The sequence below is a fragment of the Mucilaginibacter sp. BGA-UO-ETr-C110 genome (assembly GCF_059567985.1).
The window spans coordinates 4,325,532-4,346,329 of record NZ_JCAQPB010000002.1; the positions used below are offsets into that span (position 1 = coordinate 4,325,532).

At 42.1% G+C, this 20,798-nt stretch carries 15 protein-coding genes; 3 read left to right on the forward strand and 12 right to left on the reverse strand.

Features of this window, described 5'->3' with window-relative positions; genetic code table 11:
* On the reverse strand, window positions 1-333 hold the full coding sequence (locus AC57BQ_RS18590) for a PadR family transcriptional regulator (protein ID WP_496407686.1): 333 nt from the start codon (window positions 331-333) through the stop codon (window positions 1-3).
* Between the two features lie 157 nt (window positions 334-490).
* Between AC57BQ_RS18590 and AC57BQ_RS18595 the strand changes: the two genes are divergently transcribed.
* The gene (locus AC57BQ_RS18595; RefSeq protein WP_496407687.1) at window positions 491-1,561 is read left to right on the forward strand and encodes an SDR family oxidoreductase; all 1,071 of its coding nucleotides are present in this window, start codon (window positions 491-493) and stop codon (window positions 1,559-1,561) included.
* A 55-nt stretch (window positions 1,562-1,616) separates the two neighbouring features.
* Here the strand turns inward: AC57BQ_RS18595 and AC57BQ_RS18600 are convergent, their stop codons facing one another.
* The 3 genes from AC57BQ_RS18600 to AC57BQ_RS18610 form a co-directional block, all read right to left on the reverse strand.
* Entirely contained in the window at window positions 1,617-1,931 is a 315-nt protein-coding gene (locus tag AC57BQ_RS18600) for a hypothetical protein (protein ID WP_496407688.1), read from the reverse strand.
* Between the two features lie 21 nt (window positions 1,932-1,952).
* On the reverse strand, window positions 1,953-2,510 hold the full coding sequence (locus tag AC57BQ_RS18605; protein WP_496407689.1) for an ester cyclase: 558 nt from the start codon (window positions 2,508-2,510) through the stop codon (window positions 1,953-1,955).
* A 70-nt stretch (window positions 2,511-2,580) separates the two neighbouring features.
* Entirely contained in the window at window positions 2,581-3,471 is an 891-nt protein-coding gene (locus AC57BQ_RS18610) for a helix-turn-helix domain-containing protein (protein WP_496407690.1), read from the reverse strand.
* Window positions 3,472-3,562: 91 nt separating this feature from the next.
* Here AC57BQ_RS18610 and AC57BQ_RS18615 point away from each other — a divergent pair, with 91 nt between their 5' ends.
* The gene (locus AC57BQ_RS18615) at window positions 3,563-6,163 is read left to right on the forward strand and encodes a T9SS type B sorting domain-containing protein (protein WP_496407691.1); all 2,601 of its coding nucleotides are present in this window, start codon (window positions 3,563-3,565) and stop codon (window positions 6,161-6,163) included.
* 12 nt (window positions 6,164-6,175) lie between these two features.
* Here the strand turns inward: AC57BQ_RS18615 and AC57BQ_RS18620 are convergent, their stop codons facing one another.
* Together AC57BQ_RS18620 and AC57BQ_RS18625 are read right to left on the reverse strand one after the other, a co-directional pair.
* On the reverse strand, window positions 6,176-6,526 hold the full coding sequence (locus tag AC57BQ_RS18620) for a VOC family protein (protein WP_496407692.1): 351 nt from the start codon (window positions 6,524-6,526) through the stop codon (window positions 6,176-6,178).
* Between the two features lie 39 nt (window positions 6,527-6,565).
* Window positions 6,566-7,468 (reverse strand): DMT family transporter, encoded by a 903-nt coding sequence (locus tag AC57BQ_RS18625; RefSeq protein ID WP_496407693.1) that lies wholly within the window; start codon window positions 7,466-7,468, stop codon window positions 6,566-6,568.
* A gap of 73 nt (window positions 7,469-7,541) precedes the next feature.
* Here AC57BQ_RS18625 and AC57BQ_RS18630 point away from each other — a divergent pair, with 73 nt between their 5' ends.
* Entirely contained in the window at window positions 7,542-7,964 is a 423-nt protein-coding gene (locus AC57BQ_RS18630; protein ID WP_496407694.1) for a pyridoxamine 5'-phosphate oxidase family protein, read from the forward strand.
* Window positions 7,965-8,078: 114 nt separating this feature from the next.
* Here AC57BQ_RS18630 and AC57BQ_RS18635 read toward each other — a convergent pair whose 3' ends face one another.
* The 6 genes from AC57BQ_RS18635 to AC57BQ_RS18660 form a co-directional block, all read right to left on the reverse strand.
* On the reverse strand, window positions 8,079-9,116 hold the full coding sequence (locus AC57BQ_RS18635; protein ID WP_496407695.1) for a DUF1735 domain-containing protein: 1,038 nt from the start codon (window positions 9,114-9,116) through the stop codon (window positions 8,079-8,081).
* Between the two features lie 70 nt (window positions 9,117-9,186).
* Window positions 9,187-10,875 carry a RagB/SusD family nutrient uptake outer membrane protein gene (locus AC57BQ_RS18640; RefSeq protein ID WP_496407696.1) on the reverse strand — a complete coding sequence of 563 codons (1,689 nt, stop codon included), beginning with the start codon at window positions 10,873-10,875 and terminating at the stop codon, window positions 9,187-9,189.
* 27 nt (window positions 10,876-10,902) lie between these two features.
* Window positions 10,903-13,755 (reverse strand): SusC/RagA family TonB-linked outer membrane protein, encoded by a 2,853-nt coding sequence (locus tag AC57BQ_RS18645; RefSeq protein ID WP_496407697.1) that lies wholly within the window; start codon window positions 13,753-13,755, stop codon window positions 10,903-10,905.
* A 32-nt stretch (window positions 13,756-13,787) separates the two neighbouring features.
* Window positions 13,788-15,629, reverse strand: coding sequence for a RagB/SusD family nutrient uptake outer membrane protein (locus tag AC57BQ_RS18650; protein WP_496407698.1), 1,842 nt, complete (start codon window positions 15,627-15,629; stop codon window positions 13,788-13,790).
* 15 nt (window positions 15,630-15,644) lie between these two features.
* Complete coding sequence (locus AC57BQ_RS18655) at window positions 15,645-19,169, reverse strand: TonB-dependent receptor (RefSeq protein WP_496407699.1); 3,525 nt, start codon at window positions 19,167-19,169, stop codon at window positions 15,645-15,647.
* Window positions 19,170-19,387: 218 nt separating this feature from the next.
* A complete protein-coding gene (locus AC57BQ_RS18660; RefSeq protein WP_496407700.1) occupies window positions 19,388-20,599 on the reverse strand; it encodes a FecR family protein in 1,212 nt (403 codons plus the stop codon).
* Between the last annotated feature and the right edge of the window lie 199 nt (window positions 20,600-20,798).

Consider the following 20,798-nt stretch of genomic DNA (forward strand, 5'->3'; position numbering starts at 1 on the left):
TTAAATAAGGTTTTTAAGATTGCCGGAGAGCGTGGCCCAAAATGCTGTCATTTTTTCTAACGAAGCCTGACCGCTACTGGTGATACTATAATATTTCCGGGGCATGCCGGTTTCCATCTCCACCCATTTTGATTCAATTAACTGATCATCTTTTAAGCGGTTTAAAAGTGGGTAGATGGTTCCTTCGCTGATATCATACCCCGATGCCGATTTTATATGCTCCAATAATTCGTAACCGTACTGGTCTTTCTTTTTTAAAAGCAGCAGTATAATGAAATCAAGCGTGCCCTTTTTCATTTGCGTTTCCCATTTTGCTATAACATTGGCTTCCATAATACAAAGCTATACAAATAGCATCGTATTACAATGTATTTTGAAAAATATTTTTTTCATTGCATTTTACCTATGATCTTACATACTAATGCTTGTTTTTTACAGGGTTAAAGGGTTCAAAAACCTGAATTTTGATATCAGCAACAAACAAAATATCATGAGCCATCAAATTTCAAACCCTGCAAAAACAGCACTAATAGTAGGCGCCAACGGCGTTATCGGCACTAATCTCATTAACCATCTTGTATCACTTGGCGACTGGAATATTATCGGCCTATCCCGGCGGGGAGGCACTTCTTCAACAAACATTACCTATATCCCGGTAAACCTACTCGACAAAGTGGATACCGTTAAACAACTCAATTCACTATCGGCGGTTACTCATATATTTTATACCGCCTACCAGGATAAACCTACCTGGGCCGAACTGGTAGAGCCCAATTTAGCCATGCTGGTTAACGTGGTTGATGCTATCGAGCCTATTGCTTTAAATCTGCAGCACATCAGCCTGATGCAGGGATATAAGGTTTATGGCGCGCATCTTGGCCCTTTTAAAACACCGGCCAAAGAGAGCGACGCCGGTCATATGCCGCCGGAATTTAATGTTGATCAGCAAAGTTTTCTGGAACAGCGGCAGCAAGGCAAAAGCTGGACATGGTCGGCCATCAGGCCTTCGGTAGTGGGCGGCACTGCATTGGGTAATCCCATGAACCTGGCTCTCCTCATTGCTGTTTATGCTACTATTTCTAAAGAGCTGGGGATCCCTTTACGCTTTCCGGGTAAGCCGGGCGCTTATGATAAATTGATGGAAATGACCGATGCCGGGCTGTTGGCAAAAGCTACTTTATGGGCAGCGACAAGCCCAAACTGTGCTAATCAGGCCTTTAACATTAACAATGGTGACCTGTTCAGGTGGAACGAAATGTGGCCTAAAATTGCATGCTATTTTGATATTGAAATTGCGCCTCCACTGCAAATGCCTTTGCAAACGGTAATGGCTGATAAAGCGCCACTGTGGGAAAAGATACAGGAAAAGTACGGGCTCGAAAAACATCGATACGAAGATGTTTCTTACTGGGGTTTTGGCGATTTTGTTTTCTCCTGGGACTATGACTTTTTTGCCGATGGTTCCAAAGCACGCCGCTTTGGCTTTCATGAGTATATAGATACCGAACAAATGTTTGTGGATCTCTTTGATGAATTCCGCCGCAAAAAAGTGATCCCTTAAGCCTGAATGAAATATCAGCAGGTATACCAATAGAATATACCTACTGATACTCTGATCAATTGCCGACTGGTTGGTAAGTATCCCGTTCCATAGTAATTTGCAGGCGGGTCAGTAATTCGGCCGGGTTAAAATTTATACGTTGATATTCTGCCTGCACTGCCTGTTTTGCCTGGGTTAAAGCATCTTCGTTTTCCCAGGTGGCAACGGTAATACAAATGATATTCCCGTTTTCGTCTTCGCGCTCGTAAGCTATATCACCTAAAAAGCCTGGTAAGTTTTTAATAAAACCCCTATTGAAGTTCATCCGCTCGGTAAATTCTTGTTTGGCGTTTTGAGGGATTATAAATTTGTCGATGAATATTTGTTGCATGATGTATGTTCTTTTGATGTTTTATTTTTTAACCGGTGGAGCAGGGATCAAACTGGCAGGAATAACCCCTGTTTGCAGAAAGAAACCCAGCCTGTCTGATTCCATCCATCCTTTACTAATTTTACCGTTGCTAAACTTAAAAATGGTAATGGCATGGTGCGTTATTGTTTGATGGGTTGGCGGCACCCCATTAAATGCGTTGGTATAAGTACCAATCCATGACCACCTGGTCATCACCTCATCGTCCTCGGCAATAATATCGTCAATTGTCCATTTAATATCCGGGAATGCTGCCCGCACCGGCGCTACGGCCTGGGCAAAACCTGCGGGGCCCTTTTCACCTTGTACTCCGTCATAATCGTCGGAAATTACCTGGTTTAACAATTCAAATTTTCCGGTGTTTAATATCTCTGTATAAAGTTTGTACACTGCCGCTTTATTATTTTGCAGGTTTTGATCTGTTTTCATTTTTACTGATGATGTGGTTGATGGATTTGTTTTTACTTGTGACAGCACAGGCATGCTAATGAGCAGAATCCCTGAAAGAATACAGCCCGCGTTGATTATTATTGATCTCATTTTTCACTGAATTATTGTTTATCCAAAATTCAGCAATGCAGAAACCTAATAATTGTAAAAAATCATTGATTTACCAGTAAATGGCCGACCGGAAAAACTCATGCGGGGTTTGCCCGGTGAATGTTCTGAAATCTTTTATAAAATGGGCCTGATCAAAATAACCGGCAGACAAGGCCGTTTCGGTGAGATTGGCCGATGGATCATGGCTTTCTATCAAATGTCGTAAACGAACTATGGATGAAAATTGCTTGGGAGAGCTACCGGTTTGTTTACGGAACCTTTTTTCAAATGGGTCATGACTTACGGGCAAGGTATTTACCAGATCCTTGATCCGTATAACTCCTTTCGCCAGCCGGATCTGCCGGATAGCGTACTGGATAAGCAGGTCGGGTTTGGTATCATATAACCTGGAAAGTAAAAACCGCTCAACAACAGCAATTCGTTGAAAACTATCATTTGCTTCTGCCAGTTGTTCTTCTATTTCGGCTAATTTCTGCTGCCCGATCAGGGCATCCAACGCTAAGCTAACCCCAAACAATTCATGAAGTGGTTCTTTAAAAAAGGTGGCCGCTCCTCCAGGTTTAAAAATAACGAGTAACGTAGCAGCCTGCCCTGCATAATTAATCAGGCGAACCGACTTCCTTAATCCGGTAATGAGTGCGGCTGGCAAATTATTTTTTATTCCCGCAATTTCATCGCTTATAGTGCCTTTATACCTAAATCCCATCACCATACCAGTGTCAGGCAGCACACGGTTTTCCATACCCTGTTCGCTTTCAATAAAAAGGTAATGCTCAACAAAGGGCTTTAAAATATCAGCAGGAAGATGCCGCTCCATTTTCATGATCACTAATTTAGGCTTTAAACCTTTTAATTGGTTTAAAGTAATGTCATCTTTTGCCAGCCGGCCATTCAAGCGTTTCTGAATAATGAATAATATGGATACAGGCACACTGAACATAATGAACTGGCTTTTCGTTTAATTTGCTAATTAATGGCTTTGTGTTAATTGATGGATAATGCGATACATTGTCTGTAATGCAAGGAAAAAGATGCGTTCAACCTTTATTTCTGTCTTTGCCAATCATCTAAAAAACAATAGGATAATTGCTGGTGTATCCGAAGCATTAAAAAAAGGACTGTGTGTACTTTGCCTGATAACTTTTGCCTTTAGTGCCTCCCGGGCACAAGCTCCGCAAATTACGCCTAAAGTGGCCGTAAGGTTACAACTTGACGAAACTGGCCACAAAACTGTTGTATTTACAGATGTTGCCGATGTCACTGGACTTGCTGCAAACGGGACTACAGTGGTTAATTCCCCCCCTCTTGATTGCTCATCACTTGGCCCGCAAAGCATATCCGTAACAGCCAGTAATGGCACACCTGCTACAACAGTAACTAAATCAATACCGGTTATAGTTGCCAGTACCCCTGTATTTCCAGATTATCATGATATAACCATCCCTGCAGACAATACCTGCAATACCGTTTTGCCCGATTATACCGCGATGTATGCACCTCATGATGTCTGTAGTAACAACGCAACACTTAGCATTAAACAAGATCCGCTTGCGGGCACTCCGTTAATCGTAAATCAACCAACTAACATAACTATTACTGCCAGCGATCAGTTTGGTGGCATCACGGCTATTTTTTTTACGGTTACCTCTTATGCTACCCCTGTAATTTTTCCAAAGCCCGGACCTATAACACTTAAATTGAGTGAGAGTGGAAGTTACGAGGTACAAGTTGCAGATCTGGGCAGCCCATTTGTATGTGATGGTAGCACGCTAACCAATACTATAACCCCACTAGATTTGAATTGCGCAAATCTCGGGAACCAAACCATTACACTTACCAGCAGCAATTTGCGACCTAATCCCCAGGCTGTTACTTTTAGTGTACCTGCTGACGCCGTAACTGATGCAGACGGTAACATTTATGTAGCTGATAGTTATAGTTGCAGTATCAGAAAAATTGCGACTAACGGCACGGTAACAACTTTTGCAGGTGGCAGTGGTTGCGGTTATGCCGATGGCAACAGCGCTACTGCAAAATTTAAAGTACTTAATGGTATCACAATTGACCCTTCGGGAAATTTGTATGTAATTGATGAGAATGACCGCGTCAGGAAGATAACGCCTAATGGTACGGTTACCACAATAGCCGGTAACGGTCAAAACAAAACAGTTGATGGTTTGGGCACCGCCGCGAGTTTTCAGGATCCTAAAGGTATCACTATAGATGCTGCCGGTAATTTGTACATAACACAGGGGAATTATCAGATTCGCAAGGTAACGCCTGGTGGGAAGGTTACCACCATTACCCCACCATCATCTGTTTCAAAATTAAACAACCCTATCGGTATCACTACAGACCCGCTCGGGAATTTATATATAACCGATTATAGCAGCGCTATCAAAAAAATAGCCCCCGATGGCACCATAACCACCATAGCAGGTCATGACGGTTCAGGGTTTACAGATGGTACGGGGGCTGCGGCTAGTTTTAACCAGCCCAAAGGCATTATCAGGGATAACCAGGGGAATTTATATGTTACCGATTCTAAAAATAATGCCATCCGCAAGATCGATCCATCGGGTAAGGTTACCACAATCCAGCTGTACACTAACAATCCCAGGGATAAGGCAACTTTAAACAATCCTATTGGCATAAAACTGGATCCTTTTGGTAACCTCATCGTGGTTGATACCGATAATGAGCGTATTGTGCGTATAACCCCGGCAGGACAGCTTACTACCATTGCAGGGAATGGCATAGTTGGTAATAATAATGGTAATACCAATACGCCTGCCATGCTGGGGGGCACGACCTCTATCAATGTTCCGGTAACGGTAGTGAGTTCTATCAACTCTACTTCTCCGCAAGGAGGCATTGTTCCTACCATTAACTCCCTCCCGGCTGACGCTACCGTATGCGCAGGTAAGGCTATCGACTTTACAGCAAGCATCCCAGCTGGAACTTCAGTTAACAGCTATCAATGGCAGGTAAATGGTGTTAATGCCGGATTAAACCAGCCTACCTTTAGCTATATCCTGCAAAACGGCGATTTGGTTACCTGTGTTACGGCTAATAATGTGAGTTGTACTGTACCACAAACCAGTCAGCCTATACAGGCTCATATTAATCCGGCGCCGGAGATTGTTTTCGCCCAAAACCCAACCATAAAACTGGGTGAAAACGTTACGCTGGTTCCTCAACTATCCGGGGATATTGTATCATTAAGCTGGTCACCTGCATTGGGGTTGAGCAGCACTAATACACCGTACCCGATAGCAAATCCTGCGGTTACTACAATTTATTACCTCACGGCTACCTCATCGCTCAGTTGTCAATCCATAGTTCCGGTTACGGTTACGGTAATAACCCCCATTCATATCCCCAATACATTTACACCCAATGGCGATGGTTTTAACGATGTGTGGAAAATTGACGACCTGGTCAACTATCCCAATTGTACCGTTAATATATTTAACCGTTATGGCCAGGCCTTATTTCATGCCAACGGCTATGGTACACCATGGGATGGCACTTATCATGGCGGTAAAGTGCCACCGGGAACTTATTATTATATCATCGACCTAAAGAATGGCAACAAGCCTTTAGCCGGATGGGTGGCCATTATTCGATAAGGGGTCAATATGTTATAAATGAGCCAATATATTGATCAGCTTACCAAAGGGATCGCGCACAAAAAAGCGTCGTACTCCCCAGGGTTCATCAACCGGCCCATAGGTTATCTTGAAGCCGGCTTTATGCACCCGTTCAATAGCGGCGTCAAGATCATCAACTTCTATAGAAACATCCGGAACCGGTGTACCGGATCCACCCTCAGATGCAAAGCTGATCTGGATGCTCATGTTATCAGGTGATCCGTATGTAGCTATCCAGCCATGATCCATCACCAGACCAAGCCCTAATACATCCTGGTAAAAACGTTTAGCTTCCGCGACATCGGGTGTGCTGATATTGGTTACAATGCGTTTAACTTTCATCAATATTTACATTTATAAATACAGCCGATCTGAATTAATTTAACCCGCTAACCGGCTTTTCCTGGTGCTCAGGACAATTCCACCCAAAACTAAAATCGCGCCGGCTATCTGTAAAACATTGATGTGTTCATTTAAAAAAACCAGTGCTATAAGCAATCCAACTACCGGATCAAGATTGGTAAAATTTCCAACCTGTGAAGCCGATAATAAGCGGAGCGATTTATTATAAAGCAAATAACAGATGCCCGAAGATACGGCCCCGAGATACAAGATAGCCAGCCAGGAACTCAGGTGGATAACCGGCCAGCCCGAGTGCCGGTTTTCAAATATTGCAGCGGGTAGTAAACACAGTGAACCAATACATGTGCTTAGGCTGGTTATTAATAAAGGATTAAAATGAGCTGTCTTTTTTGACATAATGGTGTACGCTGCCCATGAAATTACAGCGATGATCATTAGCATGTTACCTGTTATACTATTCCTGGTGTCGCTGTTATTATCGCTTGATAAAAACCCGATCAGCATTACGCCTATTAAAGAGGCAATTATCCCAATGATCTGCACGGCGGACAATTTCTCCTTAAGGAACACCGCGGCAAATAAGGCTATGCAAATTGGGATAAACCCCTGTATCAAAGAGCCCACTGATGCAGAAGTCATTTGGGCCGAAATATTAAAAAGAATATAAAAACAGGTAACACCTGTTAGACCCATAAAAATAATGGGAAGCCAGGGTGCATCAACCAAATACTCCCTGATCGGTTTATCCTTATTGATAAAAAATATAAGCAATAAAGTAATAGCCCCTACAGAACAACGGCAAAAAGCAAGTGTTATCGGCGCTATGTCATTGATGATCATCTTGGTTACCGGATAACTGCTCCCCCAAACAATCATGACAAACAATATACTGCTTAGGCCTATAAATTTCTTATTTAACATTTTTTGAAGGTACTACTATTTGATAATTTGTAATAAATAATCAAATAGTAGTACCTGGATAATTTACTTATGAATGGGCATCGTAAACAAACAATTCCTGTATGCTTTTATAAAAAAGCAGTTGTTAGCTGTGCTTACAACTGTAAATGAAAAATCGCTGCCCGAAGCAGCGTTAATTGGTATTGCTGTTACTCCTGAATTGGAAATCGTTTTTGACACCTCCAATACCTCCAGAAAATACCAAAACATCATACAAAACACTGCCGTAGCGCTAGTAATTGGTTGGGACAACGAGATAACGCTGCAATATGAGGGTATAGCAACCGAACTAAAAGAAGATGATACCTTTTATAGGGAGATATACTTTGATACGTTCAAAGATGGGCGCCAAAGAGTAGAGGCCATGCACGGAATTGTACACCTTAAAATAACCCCCAATTGGGTACGTTACTGTGATTACAATGATCCCACGATAATCAAGGAATTAACATTGTAAACACTGTTTTAGTCTGTAAAACAAAAAAGCGCCCCGTATCTCACCCCGGGACGCTTCATAGTATCAATATACTATATCAACTATATCTCAAAAAGAGCTCGTCAATATCATAGGTTAATTAACCCTTCTAAAATCCATATTAGTGAGTTTTATACCACCGGTACCCAGATTATCTCCTCCTGATTTAATAACCAGCCAAACAGTACCGGCATTAGGGAATGAAACCACATTGCCGCTGCCGGCACATTTAACAGCTGATAATAAACCGTTAAAAGGCGTATTTCCGCAACCCGTCCAGGTATTGAGCGCCATACGTATGCCGTCATCGCTGTAATCTTTATTCTGTGTTGGTTGTAAGGTACTCAGGTAAACTTCAAACCAGGTGTTTGTTGCACCTTGCCCCTGTACATTAAAGTCGATCTTATACTGCTTATTGGCTCTTACTTCAAAAGGTTGATAAACACCCTGGTGTCCGCCACTGCCTCCTGATGCCAATATACTTCCGTCATCATTAACCTTAAATGTAACGTTATCGTTAGAGGCTATCTTTAACACCGTCCATTTGGTTTTATCAACCATATTACTTTTAGGAATAACCGCGTCCAATAGCTGATCTACATCAAAATAGATGGTTACCTTATTCATATCTGTATTGATAGCCTGCTTTGATGAATTGGCTATTTTAATACCCAAAGCCACCGTTTTTCCACCATATTTAGTCATAGAGGCGATCTTTACTTTAGGTATGATGGTACCTTTCATGATATGGTTATCAAGCACTACCGAATCTTTTGATGGCAAAGTATAATCGGCCGGGTCAAGTACAATAGTATTGGCAGGTAACGCGCCCGATGCAACCAAACCTGCTATCGCGGTATTATCAATGCCTACATCTACAGTTAGCGCATCAAAGTTTGATTCGCCACCACGATAAACAGGAACCGAAAAATTAGCCGTTCCAGCTACACTGTCCACGGTCAGCTTGCCGTCTACAAGGGCATCCACAAGTCCGTTTGTTTTTTCTGCCTGTGGTAAATAAACTTTTACCACTGGATTTGATTTTACACCTTCCAGGTATTCCTGTTTGCAGGAAGCGATGGTCAACACTAAACAGACAGTCCATTTTAGCATTGATGATACATGAATTTTCATAAAATATTTTTTAAATCCTTAATATTTAAGATGGATCATCATATTGTCCATATGATGATCCGGGATATGATTACCAACCTGGGTTTTGTTTCCAATTGGTCTTCGCGATTTCGCTTTGCGGAATCGGGAACCAATTCATTTTTTCGTCAAACACCCGTGCTTCTAATTGCTTAACGGCATAGCTATTTGAGCCGCCTGCATTAGTGATCTCGATGCGGTTTACCGGGGTTTTGAAATACAACGATCCTTCTTTCCACCTGCGGACATCCCAGAAACGTTGATTTTCATAGCTCAATTCCACATTGCGCTCATGTTCAATGACTTGCTGACTCAGAACAGTTAATACCGGCATTTTTACCCGTTGCCGCACTTTGTTTATAGCCTGTAGGGCAGTCATCCCGTATCCCTGCGGATCGGCATCGGCACCATAGGCATTGTACATAGCCTCGGCATAATTCAGCAAAAGCTCTCCATATCTGAAATAGATCCAGGCATGGTTGGTCGTGGTATTATTGACCAGATCAATAGATTGATTAACCCATTTTGACATGTAATAGCCTGTTTTAGTGGCATTTTGTTTTGGCAAACCACTATTACCTCCGGTAAACGTTTCGATGGCGGTAGATTTAAAAGTTGCACCATTATACACCACCGTAGCGGCAAAACGTGGGTCGCGGTTCTGGTAAGGATTGGCGGCATGGGTTGGGTTGCTCCAGCTAAATGGTACTGAACCGGTAATTGTACCGGAACCATCCTTTTGAAGCACTTCAAAACTCTCTACAAAGTTTTCAGTTGGTGCAATGCTATTCCCCCTGCTATTTTGAAATACGATTGGATAAGCTGCATACTCAACTGTATTTATGGCTCCGTACCGACGATAAAAAATAAGCTCGGCTGATGTTGTGCTATTTGCTCCAAATAAATTGGTGTAATTGGCATCAAGCGAATAAGAGCCTAAAGCTATTACATCATGCGCAGCCGCCGCTGCCTGAGCCCAGGTTACGGTTGAACCGTTATCTTTAAAAAGCGGACTTGCTCCATATAATAAGGCCTTGGCTTTTAAGGCCTTTATTGCTCCCTGGGTAACACGGCCAGCCTCGTACCAGGAATAAGGGCTAAGGTTAGCAGGTATAATAGCCGCCGACTTATCACATAAGGAAGCAATATACTTAAGACACTCGTCAAGGGAATTTCTTTGTACATTTTTCCAGGTATTAGCGTCGTCATAATCAAACGGCTGATCAAAAATTGGTACCCCTCCGTAACGTTTAACCAATTCGAGGTAGAAAAACGCTTTTAGAAAAAGTGCCTCGCCTTCCATGAATTTAACGTTATTCCGTGCGTTAAAATAGGCGGTTGAATCTGTTGATGTGATCTTATCTTTAATATAAGAAATATCAACCGCGTTCTTATTTTTAAGATAAAGATTGGCTTGTCTTATACCTTTAAAATTCCTGGCCCAGACATCAGCAGGGTTATTGTATTGATTCCAGGTACCGGTGTTAAAGGTTTGTGCTGTGTCTAACGCGTTGGTAGCTTCAGCATTATCGGTAGCCGCCTCCATATCCAGATTGGCAAAGCCATCTGGTAGATAGCTGTAAATATTCCAAACCTGCTGCTGTACATAGGTGTAGTTACTGTAAAGTTTATCAACAGTAACACCGGCCTGCAAAGTTTGCACGTCCAGGTAATCACGCTTACAGGAGTAAAGCAGCGTACCCATTGCCAGCAATGCTATTATATATCGATTTTTTTTCATTTCCTTGTAATTACAAATGGTTTATTACTACAATTTCACTTTCATTCCAAAACTTACAGTTTTCATTAAAGGATATCCCATAGAAAGGCGTTCGGCCTCCAGATCGTCAATTTTATCCCATGTAAACAAGTTGGTTCCGTTCACAAAAATCCTTACAGCATCAAGTTTCTTTAAAAAGCCCTTTTGAGGTAAAGTATAGCCCAATTCAACACTGCGCAATTTCAGGAAGTTGCCATTACGCATCCAAAAGTCAGAAGCCTGCGTATTATTGGCATTGCTCAAGGTCGAAAGGCGCGGCGAAGTGGCTGTGTTAGCCGTTTCAGGCGTCCAGCTGTTTGCCGAAAATGCGGTAATGTTATTATTGTTTACAAATGGTTTAATATAGTACGGCGCATCGTCCAGAAGACTTACCGTACGGTGCATCACTCCCTGCAGGTAAGCGTCGAAATCAAATCCTTTAAATTTGAAACCAAGGTTAAAGCCGATAGTAATTTCGGGCAGTTTGGTATAATTTAAGGGTACTTTATCGTAATCATTAATGATACCATTGCCATCCTGATCGGCAAATTTCAGATCGCCTGGCTTCACATTGGTATAAGACGAGGCAACTACTCCCTGCTTTAAGCTACCATTAGCATCAAAATCAGACTGTTGATAGAAGCCTTTGAAAACCAATCCCCGCATTTGGTTAAGAGGATAGCCTTGTGTGTACAGGTAGTTATAAGGTTGTGGGGCTTCAGACCTTTGCGTTATTTTATTCCGGGCAAAAGCTACCGATCCTCCTACATAATATTCAAAATTACGATGCTTTTCATCAAACTTAAGAGAGGCTTCAATTCCTTTATTATGTACCTCACCTGTATTAGCATATTGTAAATTAAACCCTGTATAGTCAGGAACGCCCGCTGATGGAATCTCCAGGATACCGGTACGTTTTTCTGTAAATACGTCAATGGTACCTGAAAGCTTTTTCCATAATTCCCAATCAACACCAATGTTTAGTGTGGTTTTCTTCTCCCAGGCTGCATTTGCGTTAGTGAAAGGGCCTTCTGCAAGGCCACCATGGTTGGTGTTAGCGGTTCCGGTGATCCATCCTGGGGCTCCTACAGCAAATTGTTGATATAGGAAACGGTAATTTTCATTAATGTTACCGGTAGAACCATAAGAAGCTCTTAGTTTCAGAAAATTGACAGAAGTGTTATCCTTCAGAAAGTCCTCTTTAGATAATATCCAGCCTAAACCAAGGGCAGGAAAAAAACCATATCGGTTACCCGGTGCAAAATCAGCTGATCCGTTGTATGCGGCAGAAAAATCAACAATGTATTTTTGATCATAGTCATAAGTCAAATCACCAGACAAACCCTGTGTACGTACCTGATAAGTCAAACCGTTGTGGCTATAGCCCTGTCTGCGGGCCATGATCATACCGGTAAAAGTATGTTTGCCAAAACTACGGTCATAATCAAAACCTACCTGCACAGTAGTCCTGTTCCAAAATGGGCCACCATTATCATTAGTTGCCTGACTGATAGTGCCTATTGTTTTATAAACAACACTACCATTTGACATCACCGGCTGGTCATTGGCATCTTTTACGATCTCATAAGATGGCACCGAGAAAAGCTTTTGATAAACACCAACGTACTGATTGCTAAATGATACCAAGCCTTTCAGATCTAAGCCCTTGGTTATGGCATCCAGTTTTTGGGTAAAGCTAAAGGTAGTTTGCAGGGTGCGGGTATGGGAACTGTATACACCATTTTGTTGTAAGAGCTCAACCGGGTTAAAACCATATGCAGAGCTATTTCCCCATGAACCATTAGGGTTTTTCACCGGGAAAGCTGAAGCCGGCAGGTACATGAGTGCATTGAATACATCACCCGCGGCAAAACCCGAAGGCGTATTTCTATCTTCGGTTATGCCACTGATATTAGCCATTACTGAAAGATTTTTATTCAACTGCAGCTCCACATTAGCCCGAAGGTTTAACTTGGTGTACTTGGCATTTGTACCAAAATCTTTATCAATGATATCGGCATTTTTGTATAAACCTTCAAAGTTGGTATAGTTCATTAATACAAAATACTTAGCTGTAGCATTGCCGCCCCTGAAAGAGAAATTGTAATCCTGAATAGTTGATGTTTTTTTAAGCAACTCGTCATACCAATTCACATTTGGGTGGAACGGGTCGTTAGCCGCTTTATACAACTCTGGGTTTGGATATTTAATGGGCAGGCCATCATTTTTCAAAGCCTGATTATAACCTGTGGTATAACCATAAGCATCCATTACCGTAGGTAAGTCGATAGCGCTGAGTATCCCATACCTGCCATTTACGGTTATCTGGGTTTTAGGCATCACCGTGCCTCTTTTGGTTTTGATACTTAATACACCGGCTCCGCCCTGTAAACCATATACGGCCAATGCAGCCGCGTCTTTTAATAGTGTTACCGATTCTATTTCATAGGCCGATAAACCACTTATAGCTCCCATATCAACCTGTGAGCCATCCAGATAGATAAGCACCTGATTCCCGGCTATATTCCAACTGCTTTGTCCCCTTACATAAAGCGTAGGGTTATCATAGCCTGGTTCACCAGATCCGGTTACTACGGTTAAACCCGGGATCCGGCCTTGAAGTGTATTTAATAAATTGCCTACCGTCATATGGGTTAGGTCTTCACCCGGCAGGGTAAAAACGGCACCTGTATTTCTCCAGGATCTTTCAGTTTTTATTCCACCATCAACTATGGCCTTTGCAGCATTATTGCTGATTTTAGTGGAATCTGCCTGAGTAACATTTGTAGTTTGCGCATTAGCGGCAGAAAAACTACAGAACGTAAAAATCCATGCAAAAAGGGTTATATATTCTTTTTTCATTTTTCTCATTACTTGTTAATGTGTATAGCTGATTACCACCCCGGATTTTGTCCATCCCAACTCTTGTTCCCCAGATATCTTAAACTGATCTCCTTGCTTGGGAACGGGACGTAATAGTATTTTGCAGGAAATACCCTTGTAACAAAAGGTACAGTTTGCCAGGTTCGCTTTAATTGCCCATCTGTACCTTTCCTGGCGGTAGTTTGTATACCATGCAAAGTGCCATTTAACACCGTTTTTGCCTTTAGCCAACGGTTAAGGTCGTTATACCGATGACCTTCATAGGCTAATTCTATAGTACGTTCATTTTGAATAGCATCCCTGAATGACCCGGCATCAGCAGGATGTTTTTCGGGCATTCCGGCTCTCTTCCTAATCAGGTTAAGATAGTTGGTGGCATCGCCCCCCGGCCCCTGGTATTCATTTAATGCTTCGGCATAGCTCAAATAAAACTCAGCTAAACGAAACACCGGCCAGGCCAAGTGATTATCGGTCATGTTATCTACACGGGCTACAAACTTGTATACCTCCGTGGCATAACCGTCAACTCCGGCGTCACTGCTGGCCAAATTGCCATCTGTTGAATAATCACCTTTTTTATAATAGGCTAAAACACCGCGCTGACTGCTGTAGTACATCCCATCGTAAGCAATTGTCTGGTAAAACCGCGGATCAAGATTAAGTGCTTTAATATCAACCGGCAGATCGGCACCGGTAGCCGGCAAAGTCCATTTAGTACCATCCAGTTTTTCATACTGCTGCATAAACTCAACAGGCACATTATTTTTAACCCCCCATTGAGCCAAACGCAATTTCGACGATAAATACTGTCCCCATACAAAGCCGCTGCCTGCCTGGTTGGCCGTGTTCACTAATATCAGTTCCTGGTTAGCAAACACATTCCATACCGATTCATAGTCGCCAAGTGTGGCATAAGTTTCGCCGGTTGTTAAAGGTTTTCCGGTGTTGAGTAATGATACCCCAGCACCTCCTGCATTATCTATTACATCTTTAGCAGCTTTGGCAGCTTTGTTCCAACGCTCCTGATCATAGGTAGGATAAGCCAATACTGTATCGCGACTATCCCCAAAACGGGCACCTGATACTTCAGCTTTTAAATTGGCTGGTGTGTTATAAATCGGGCTTGCTGCATATAACAATATCCTGGCTTTTAAAGCCAGAGCGGCTAGTTTGGTAACCTTTCCAAAATCGGCGGATGCACGCGTAGCAGGCAGCATACTTGCAGCCTGGTCGCACCATTTAACTACGCTATCAACTACAGATTGTACTGAACTGCGCGGTACTGCGATCTTTGAGTCTCCGTCCAAAGGTTTGTTTACAATAGGGATACCACCGTAATATCTGAATGCTTCAAAATGCTGTATAGCCCGGCAAAAAAGAGCCTGACCTTTTACATCTGTTTTCCAATTGGCATCGGCATCGGCAACTTTATTGATGTTTTTTAACACCAGGTTGGCCTGCCTTATGCCTTTATAATGCCAGCCATAGCCCGAACCGTTATCTGATCCAAATCCGTAATCACAGCTAGCATCAGCACTCATGTTACCAGTAATATATGATCCGGTACCGATAGTGTTTGAAGCCCAGTCATAGGCCGGGTGTATTATGTAAAGCTGATCTGTTATAGCTTCGGGGCGGCAACCGTCATAGGTTTGTGGGAAATAGCCCCTTACACACAGATAATACATTTCTGCTATCGCGTATTGCGCCTGGTTTTTGCTATCAAAAATAGTATCAACGGTTACTGATCCTCCTTTGGGTTTTTCCAGAAAGCTTTTTTTACAGCTTGTTGAAACCAAACCACCTATCAGCCCCACAAAAAGCAATATGATTATATTTATTCTTTTCATCATTTAGCTATTAATTGATTAAAAATTAACATTTAAACCCACGTTATAAGTTCGGGTTAGCGGATAACCGATGTAGCCTAAGTTTTCAGGATCGCCCCATATTTTATTAGGCGACCATGTATACAGGTTCAATCCATTCACATAAAAACGAGCGGATTTAATACCTACCTTCTTCAAGAAGCTTGGCTTGAGGGTGTATCCTATCTCCATATTTTTCAATCGCAGGTACGAGGTGCTTTTCAGGAAAAAAGTGCTATAAGCCGCCGCCTGATTATAGGCAGCAATAGGAAAGTCGATCCTGTCGCCATTATCATACCGCTCCTGGGTAAAGCGGTTCAAATCCACATCAAAAAGTGACTGCTGTTTGTTAAAGTGCAACTCCTGCATAGCATACTTGGCCACTCCGCCAACACCTTGCAATAAGGCCGAAAAGTCGAACCCTTTATAGCTAAAACCGAATGACAGGCCATAACTAAGCTCAGGGATGTCCGTTTTGCCGGTTCGAACATAATCCTTTTCATTGATGATACCGTCGCCGTTAACATCAACCAGTCTTACCTCTCCCGGTTGTAGTGGAGCTCCTGCATAACCCAGGTCTTTCTGATAAACCGGTTGCCCGGCCGCGTTTACATAGGGTTTTCCGCTTTTATCCAAGGCTCGTACCGGGCTTGATAGTATTGGGTTTCCGTTACCGTCCATAGCATATAATTGCGACCATGAGGTATATAAACCATCAGCCTGCAGATATGATCCCTGGTTAATCGGGCGACCGGTAGCAGCGTTATACTCTTGTCCGGGAGCAATAGCCTCGTCTTGAAAAATAACCTTGTTTTTGTTGGTTGAGGCATTTCCTTTTACCCACCAGGTAAATTTCCCGGGTGCGCTGTTATAGGATATCTCCAGCTCATTACCCCAGTTTTTCACCTCACCCAAGTTGTAAGGAGGTAAGGTTGCCTGGACAATACCAGGAACGCTGCCGCGGTATGAAAGGATATTTTTACGATGTTCGTTAAAGTGATCAAAGGTGATAGAAACACGCTCGTTAAATAAATGCGCCTCTAAACCGATGTTTGATTTGGTGGCAACCTCCCAGGTAACATTTGGATTTCCCAATACGTTCTCCATGGCTCCCTGTACACTGTTACGATCATTTAATGTTCCAAAAGTGTAGCTATCGCCGTATTTCCAGGTATCAGGTAAATACAGGTAACGAGCCAACTGTGCAGGATTACTGCCCGGTATGTAAATACCATCATTACCTACTTTTCCTAAGCTCCCCCTGATCTTCAAATAGGTTACATAATCAGTTTTCGGGAAAAAGGATTCGTTACTGGCTATCCATCCCAATGAATAGGCCGGCAGGAAGCCAAACCTTTTGCCTTCAGGAAAGTTTTCAGAACCGTTATAGCCCATGTTATACTCCGCCAGATAACGGTTGTCATAAGCATAAGTTACCCTTGCAGCAGCACCTTCATAAGCATGCGGAAGATCGGGTACATAGGTTGGGTCGTATCGTTTCTCGGCGTTAGCCAGTATCAGACCTGTAACAGCGTGTTTTTTTGCGAAAGTATGGTTGTAGTTAATGGAGAACTCCCCATATAGCTTGCGCCATTTTCCGGTATAATAATCGGTTGACCGCATCGGTGCCACATCATTGGTTAGCTGCACCAGAATGGGGTTTAGTTTATCGCCGTTAGGATTTGTTCGTACACCATATAATAGCGGCGTATATTTTCCGTATGAACGATCCTGGAAATAACTGTCATAAGCTCCCCGCGCGTTTACTGATAATCCCTCAACCAGGAAATCGAGCTTATGCGTTAATTTGATGGAAGAATTTAAAGTACTATTGGTATTGATGTTGTAATTGTTGCTGTTAGCTATAGCATATAATGGGTTCAACTGCTCGTTCTGATTACTGAACGGCACCACAAACTTACCATTGATAATACCGGGAGATCCAAGTGGCGAAGACCATAGGATACGTTTTTCCCAGGTATACTCGTCATTATCCATACCCGTTACCGTTACGTATTGCGTAGCTATATCAACCGATACTCTGAAGTTTTTATTGACATCAAAATCGAGGTTTGAGCGCAAATTGTAGCGTTTTTTCTTGAATTGCATGTCATCGCCGAATGGCATATAATCCGTATTAAATAAACCACCCTGTTTCAGATAGCCCAGGGATACGAAATATTTCACTGATGGTGTTCCGCCTGTGATATTTACGTTGTATTGGGTTTGCGGGGTGAACTTATTAAAGATCTGTTTTTTCCAATCCTGATCAGGGTGTCCATACGGATCGTAATAAGGATTTGGTTTGCCACCAACAGTCGGCGTATGCGCATTCTGATAGTATTTCAGATCCTCGGGAGAGTAATAGATCGTAGCTTCTTTTACCCAGTTGGCATCTCTTTTCTGAGCAAAATCATTCCATGTTTTTATGTCTCCGTCACGTGAATGTTGAATCCAGTAATTCTCATAACTCTGCTCATTTAATAATGAAGCATATTGATATGAATTAACAAAGTTTGGCATACTGGAGAATTGTGATATAGCCGTTTGGGCAGTACCACTTACCTTGGGCGCACCCTCCTTACCGCGTTTGGTGGTGATCAGAATAACGCCATTGGCGCCACGAACACCGTATACCGCGGTAGCCGAAGCATCTTTTAATATGCTTACCGTTTCAACCTCATTGGGGTCAATATCATTATAGGTATCACGGGCAACACCATCAACCATGATCAGTGGGGCGGTTACACCCGTGTAAGTTCCAACGCCACGCACATATAGGGTCGAGTTATCATCTCCAGGTTTTCCGGAGGTTTGAATAGCTGTTAAACCAGATAAACGCCCGGCTAAGGCGTTACTCAAATTTGCAGTTGGTGATTGTACCAGATCTTTGGTACCAATAGAAGTAATGGCCCCGGTAACTGATTCTTTCCTTTGGGTACCATAACCCACCACCACAACTTCGTTCAGATCTGTTGGATTATCCTCGAGCGTTATACTGAGTTGTGGTTTACCATTAAGCGGTATTTCGCGCGTTACGAAACCAACAAAGCTGAAAACAAGTATGGCATTATCATCACTAACATTAATGGTATAATTTCCATTATTGTCGGTCACAACGCCCGTTCTTGTCCCTTTTTCTTTGATTGTTACACCGGGCAAGGGAAAACCCTTATTGTCAGTAACCTTTCCCGTAATCTTTTTCGGGGGCTTTATGTTATCGTTCTGACCGGTTTTTTTACTAATTAATATGGTTTTATTTTCAATTACATAAGTGAGTAATTGGTTGTCAAAGCACATATCAAGCGCCTGTTTTAAGGGAGCATTTTTAAGATCAAGGCTTACCGGTTTGGCAAACTTCAAATCATCTGAGTTATATAAAAAATCGTATCCTGTTTGATTTTGTATTTGCTCAAATACTTCTTTCAGATTGCTTTTTTCGGCCTTCAATGTAACCTTCTGCGCATAAGTTGCTGCTGTTACCTGTAAAAAGGTGGCCGTTAGCAAAATTAGGGTTAGTTTCATGATAAGCACAGGTTTATATAGGCGCCCACGTTGTTTGCCGCAAGTAAATGCAGTAAAATTTTTATACATTTGAATGTCAGTTTATTAATTAAGTGGTTGTATTCGCTGCAATTAATTTCATTATCTGTCATAGCCGGATCATGGCTGACACCAGGGGCGGTCCGAAACGCTCCTGGTTTACTTCCAGATAATAATAAGTGAGAAATGGGAATGTAGATTTATTGCATAACTATGATCCTCCTTCCTGTAATTTTAAAGTGTACGTTTCCTATTTTTTCCAGATTATTCAATAATTCCGTAATTCCTTTGGAGCGGTAAAATGTACCGCCAAAACGTAGATTCTCAAAGTTGCCGCGATATTCAATATCCACATCATACCAGCGCGACAGCTTTTTCATGATCGTACTGATGTTATCATCATTAAATACGAAATACCCGTTTCTCCAGGCCATCACCTGATTGATGCTGGCATCAGAAACATTAATCAAATCGGTGTTATTTTTTACTACAGCCTGCTGGCCGGGTTTCAATAAACGTTGTTTACTATTTTTTGTAACCAGAACAGAGCCTTCTAACAAAGTAGTAGTGAATTCTGCATCATCATTATAAGCCGCGATATTGAAATGTGTGCCTAAAACTTTTACACATACATTATTAGCACACACATAAAAGGGCTTATCCTTATTTTTAGCGACTTCAAAATAGGCTTCACCGGTAAGTTTTACATGCCTTTCGTTACCCGCAAACTCAACCGGGTAACTTAAAGAAGAGGAAGAATTTAGCCACACATTGGTACCATCAGGCAGTTTTACTTTATACTCACCTCCACGAGGTGTGGTTAATGTATTATATACAGTATCGGTGCTGGCGGCTGTTTTGTTATTATCAGCCAGCGTGTTGTAAACAAGCCCTTCGTTGTGGGCTTTATTAACTACTGTCCGGCCCGATTTTGTAAGCATCCCATCAGCGGCATTGTCCAGTGAAATAACTTTTCCATTGGCCAGTGTTAATGTTGCTTTGGTACTACCCGGTAAAATTTCAGAAGATTTAACTACAGCCAAATTATTTTGATCTGTTACTTTACTATATCTGTTAAATAAAAAATAAAAGCCAACAGCGCTAAAAAAAATAAGGATAGCCGCAACTCTTATCCAACTATTATACCATTTACTAACAGGTTTACTATCCTCTGGTTCGGCGGCTTGATTTATGAACCTGGCATCGGATTTAATGCGTTCCAAAACTTTTTTAGCCTGAAAACGATTGAATTCCGGCCCCTCTTCAAGCATCAGCAATCGCTCATCTATTGTCTTGGCTATTTCGTCGGGATCATTATTACGCAGATAATCAAGCAGCTCAATACAATCTGTATCAGTTATAGTATTGTTAAAATATTGTTGCAATAAACGCTCGAGTTTATCCTTGTTCATATTTTATGGTTTATAGCACCCCAGAACGGGGTTAGTATGTAGAGAACACACTAACTTTATGATAGGACTAGTCAGAAATAAAAAAAATTAGCCATCATAAACAATCATCTGTTCCTAAGAACATTCCGGGCAAGTATATTGAAAGTCCAATATCGAACAACCGCTGTATCAAAAACGAACATTTGAACCCTGCTTAATT

Coding starts and splice junctions, on each gene's coding strand:
- AC57BQ_RS18590 (WP_496407686.1), bottom strand. CDS start 333: ATGGAAGCCAATGTTATAGCAAAATGGGAAACGCAAATGAAAAAGGGC.
- AC57BQ_RS18595 (WP_496407687.1), top strand. CDS start 491: ATGAGCCATCAAATTTCAAACCCTGCAAAAACAGCACTAATAGTAGGC.
- AC57BQ_RS18600 (WP_496407688.1), bottom strand. CDS start 1,931: ATGCAACAAATATTCATCGACAAATTTATAATCCCTCAAAACGCCAAA.
- AC57BQ_RS18605 (WP_496407689.1), bottom strand. CDS start 2,510: ATGAGATCAATAATAATCAACGCGGGCTGTATTCTTTCAGGGATTCTG.
- AC57BQ_RS18610 (WP_496407690.1), bottom strand. CDS start 3,471: ATGTTCAGTGTGCCTGTATCCATATTATTCATTATTCAGAAACGCTTG.
- AC57BQ_RS18615 (WP_496407691.1), top strand. CDS start 3,563: ATGCGTTCAACCTTTATTTCTGTCTTTGCCAATCATCTAAAAAACAAT.
- AC57BQ_RS18620 (WP_496407692.1), bottom strand. CDS start 6,526: ATGAAAGTTAAACGCATTGTAACCAATATCAGCACACCCGATGTCGCG.
- AC57BQ_RS18625 (WP_496407693.1), bottom strand. CDS start 7,468: ATGTTAAATAAGAAATTTATAGGCCTAAGCAGTATATTGTTTGTCATG.
- AC57BQ_RS18630 (WP_496407694.1), top strand. CDS start 7,542: ATGGGCATCGTAAACAAACAATTCCTGTATGCTTTTATAAAAAAGCAG.
- AC57BQ_RS18635 (WP_496407695.1), bottom strand. CDS start 9,116: ATGAAAATTCATGTATCATCAATGCTAAAATGGACTGTCTGTTTAGTG.
- AC57BQ_RS18640 (WP_496407696.1), bottom strand. CDS start 10,875: ATGAAAAAAAATCGATATATAATAGCATTGCTGGCAATGGGTACGCTG.
- AC57BQ_RS18645 (WP_496407697.1), bottom strand. CDS start 13,755: ATGAAAAAAGAATATATAACCCTTTTTGCATGGATTTTTACGTTCTGT.
- AC57BQ_RS18650 (WP_496407698.1), bottom strand. CDS start 15,629: ATGATGAAAAGAATAAATATAATCATATTGCTTTTTGTGGGGCTGATA.
- AC57BQ_RS18655 (WP_496407699.1), bottom strand. CDS start 19,169: ATGAAACTAACCCTAATTTTGCTAACGGCCACCTTTTTACAGGTAACA.
- AC57BQ_RS18660 (WP_496407700.1), bottom strand. CDS start 20,599: ATGAACAAGGATAAACTCGAGCGTTTATTGCAACAATATTTTAACAAT.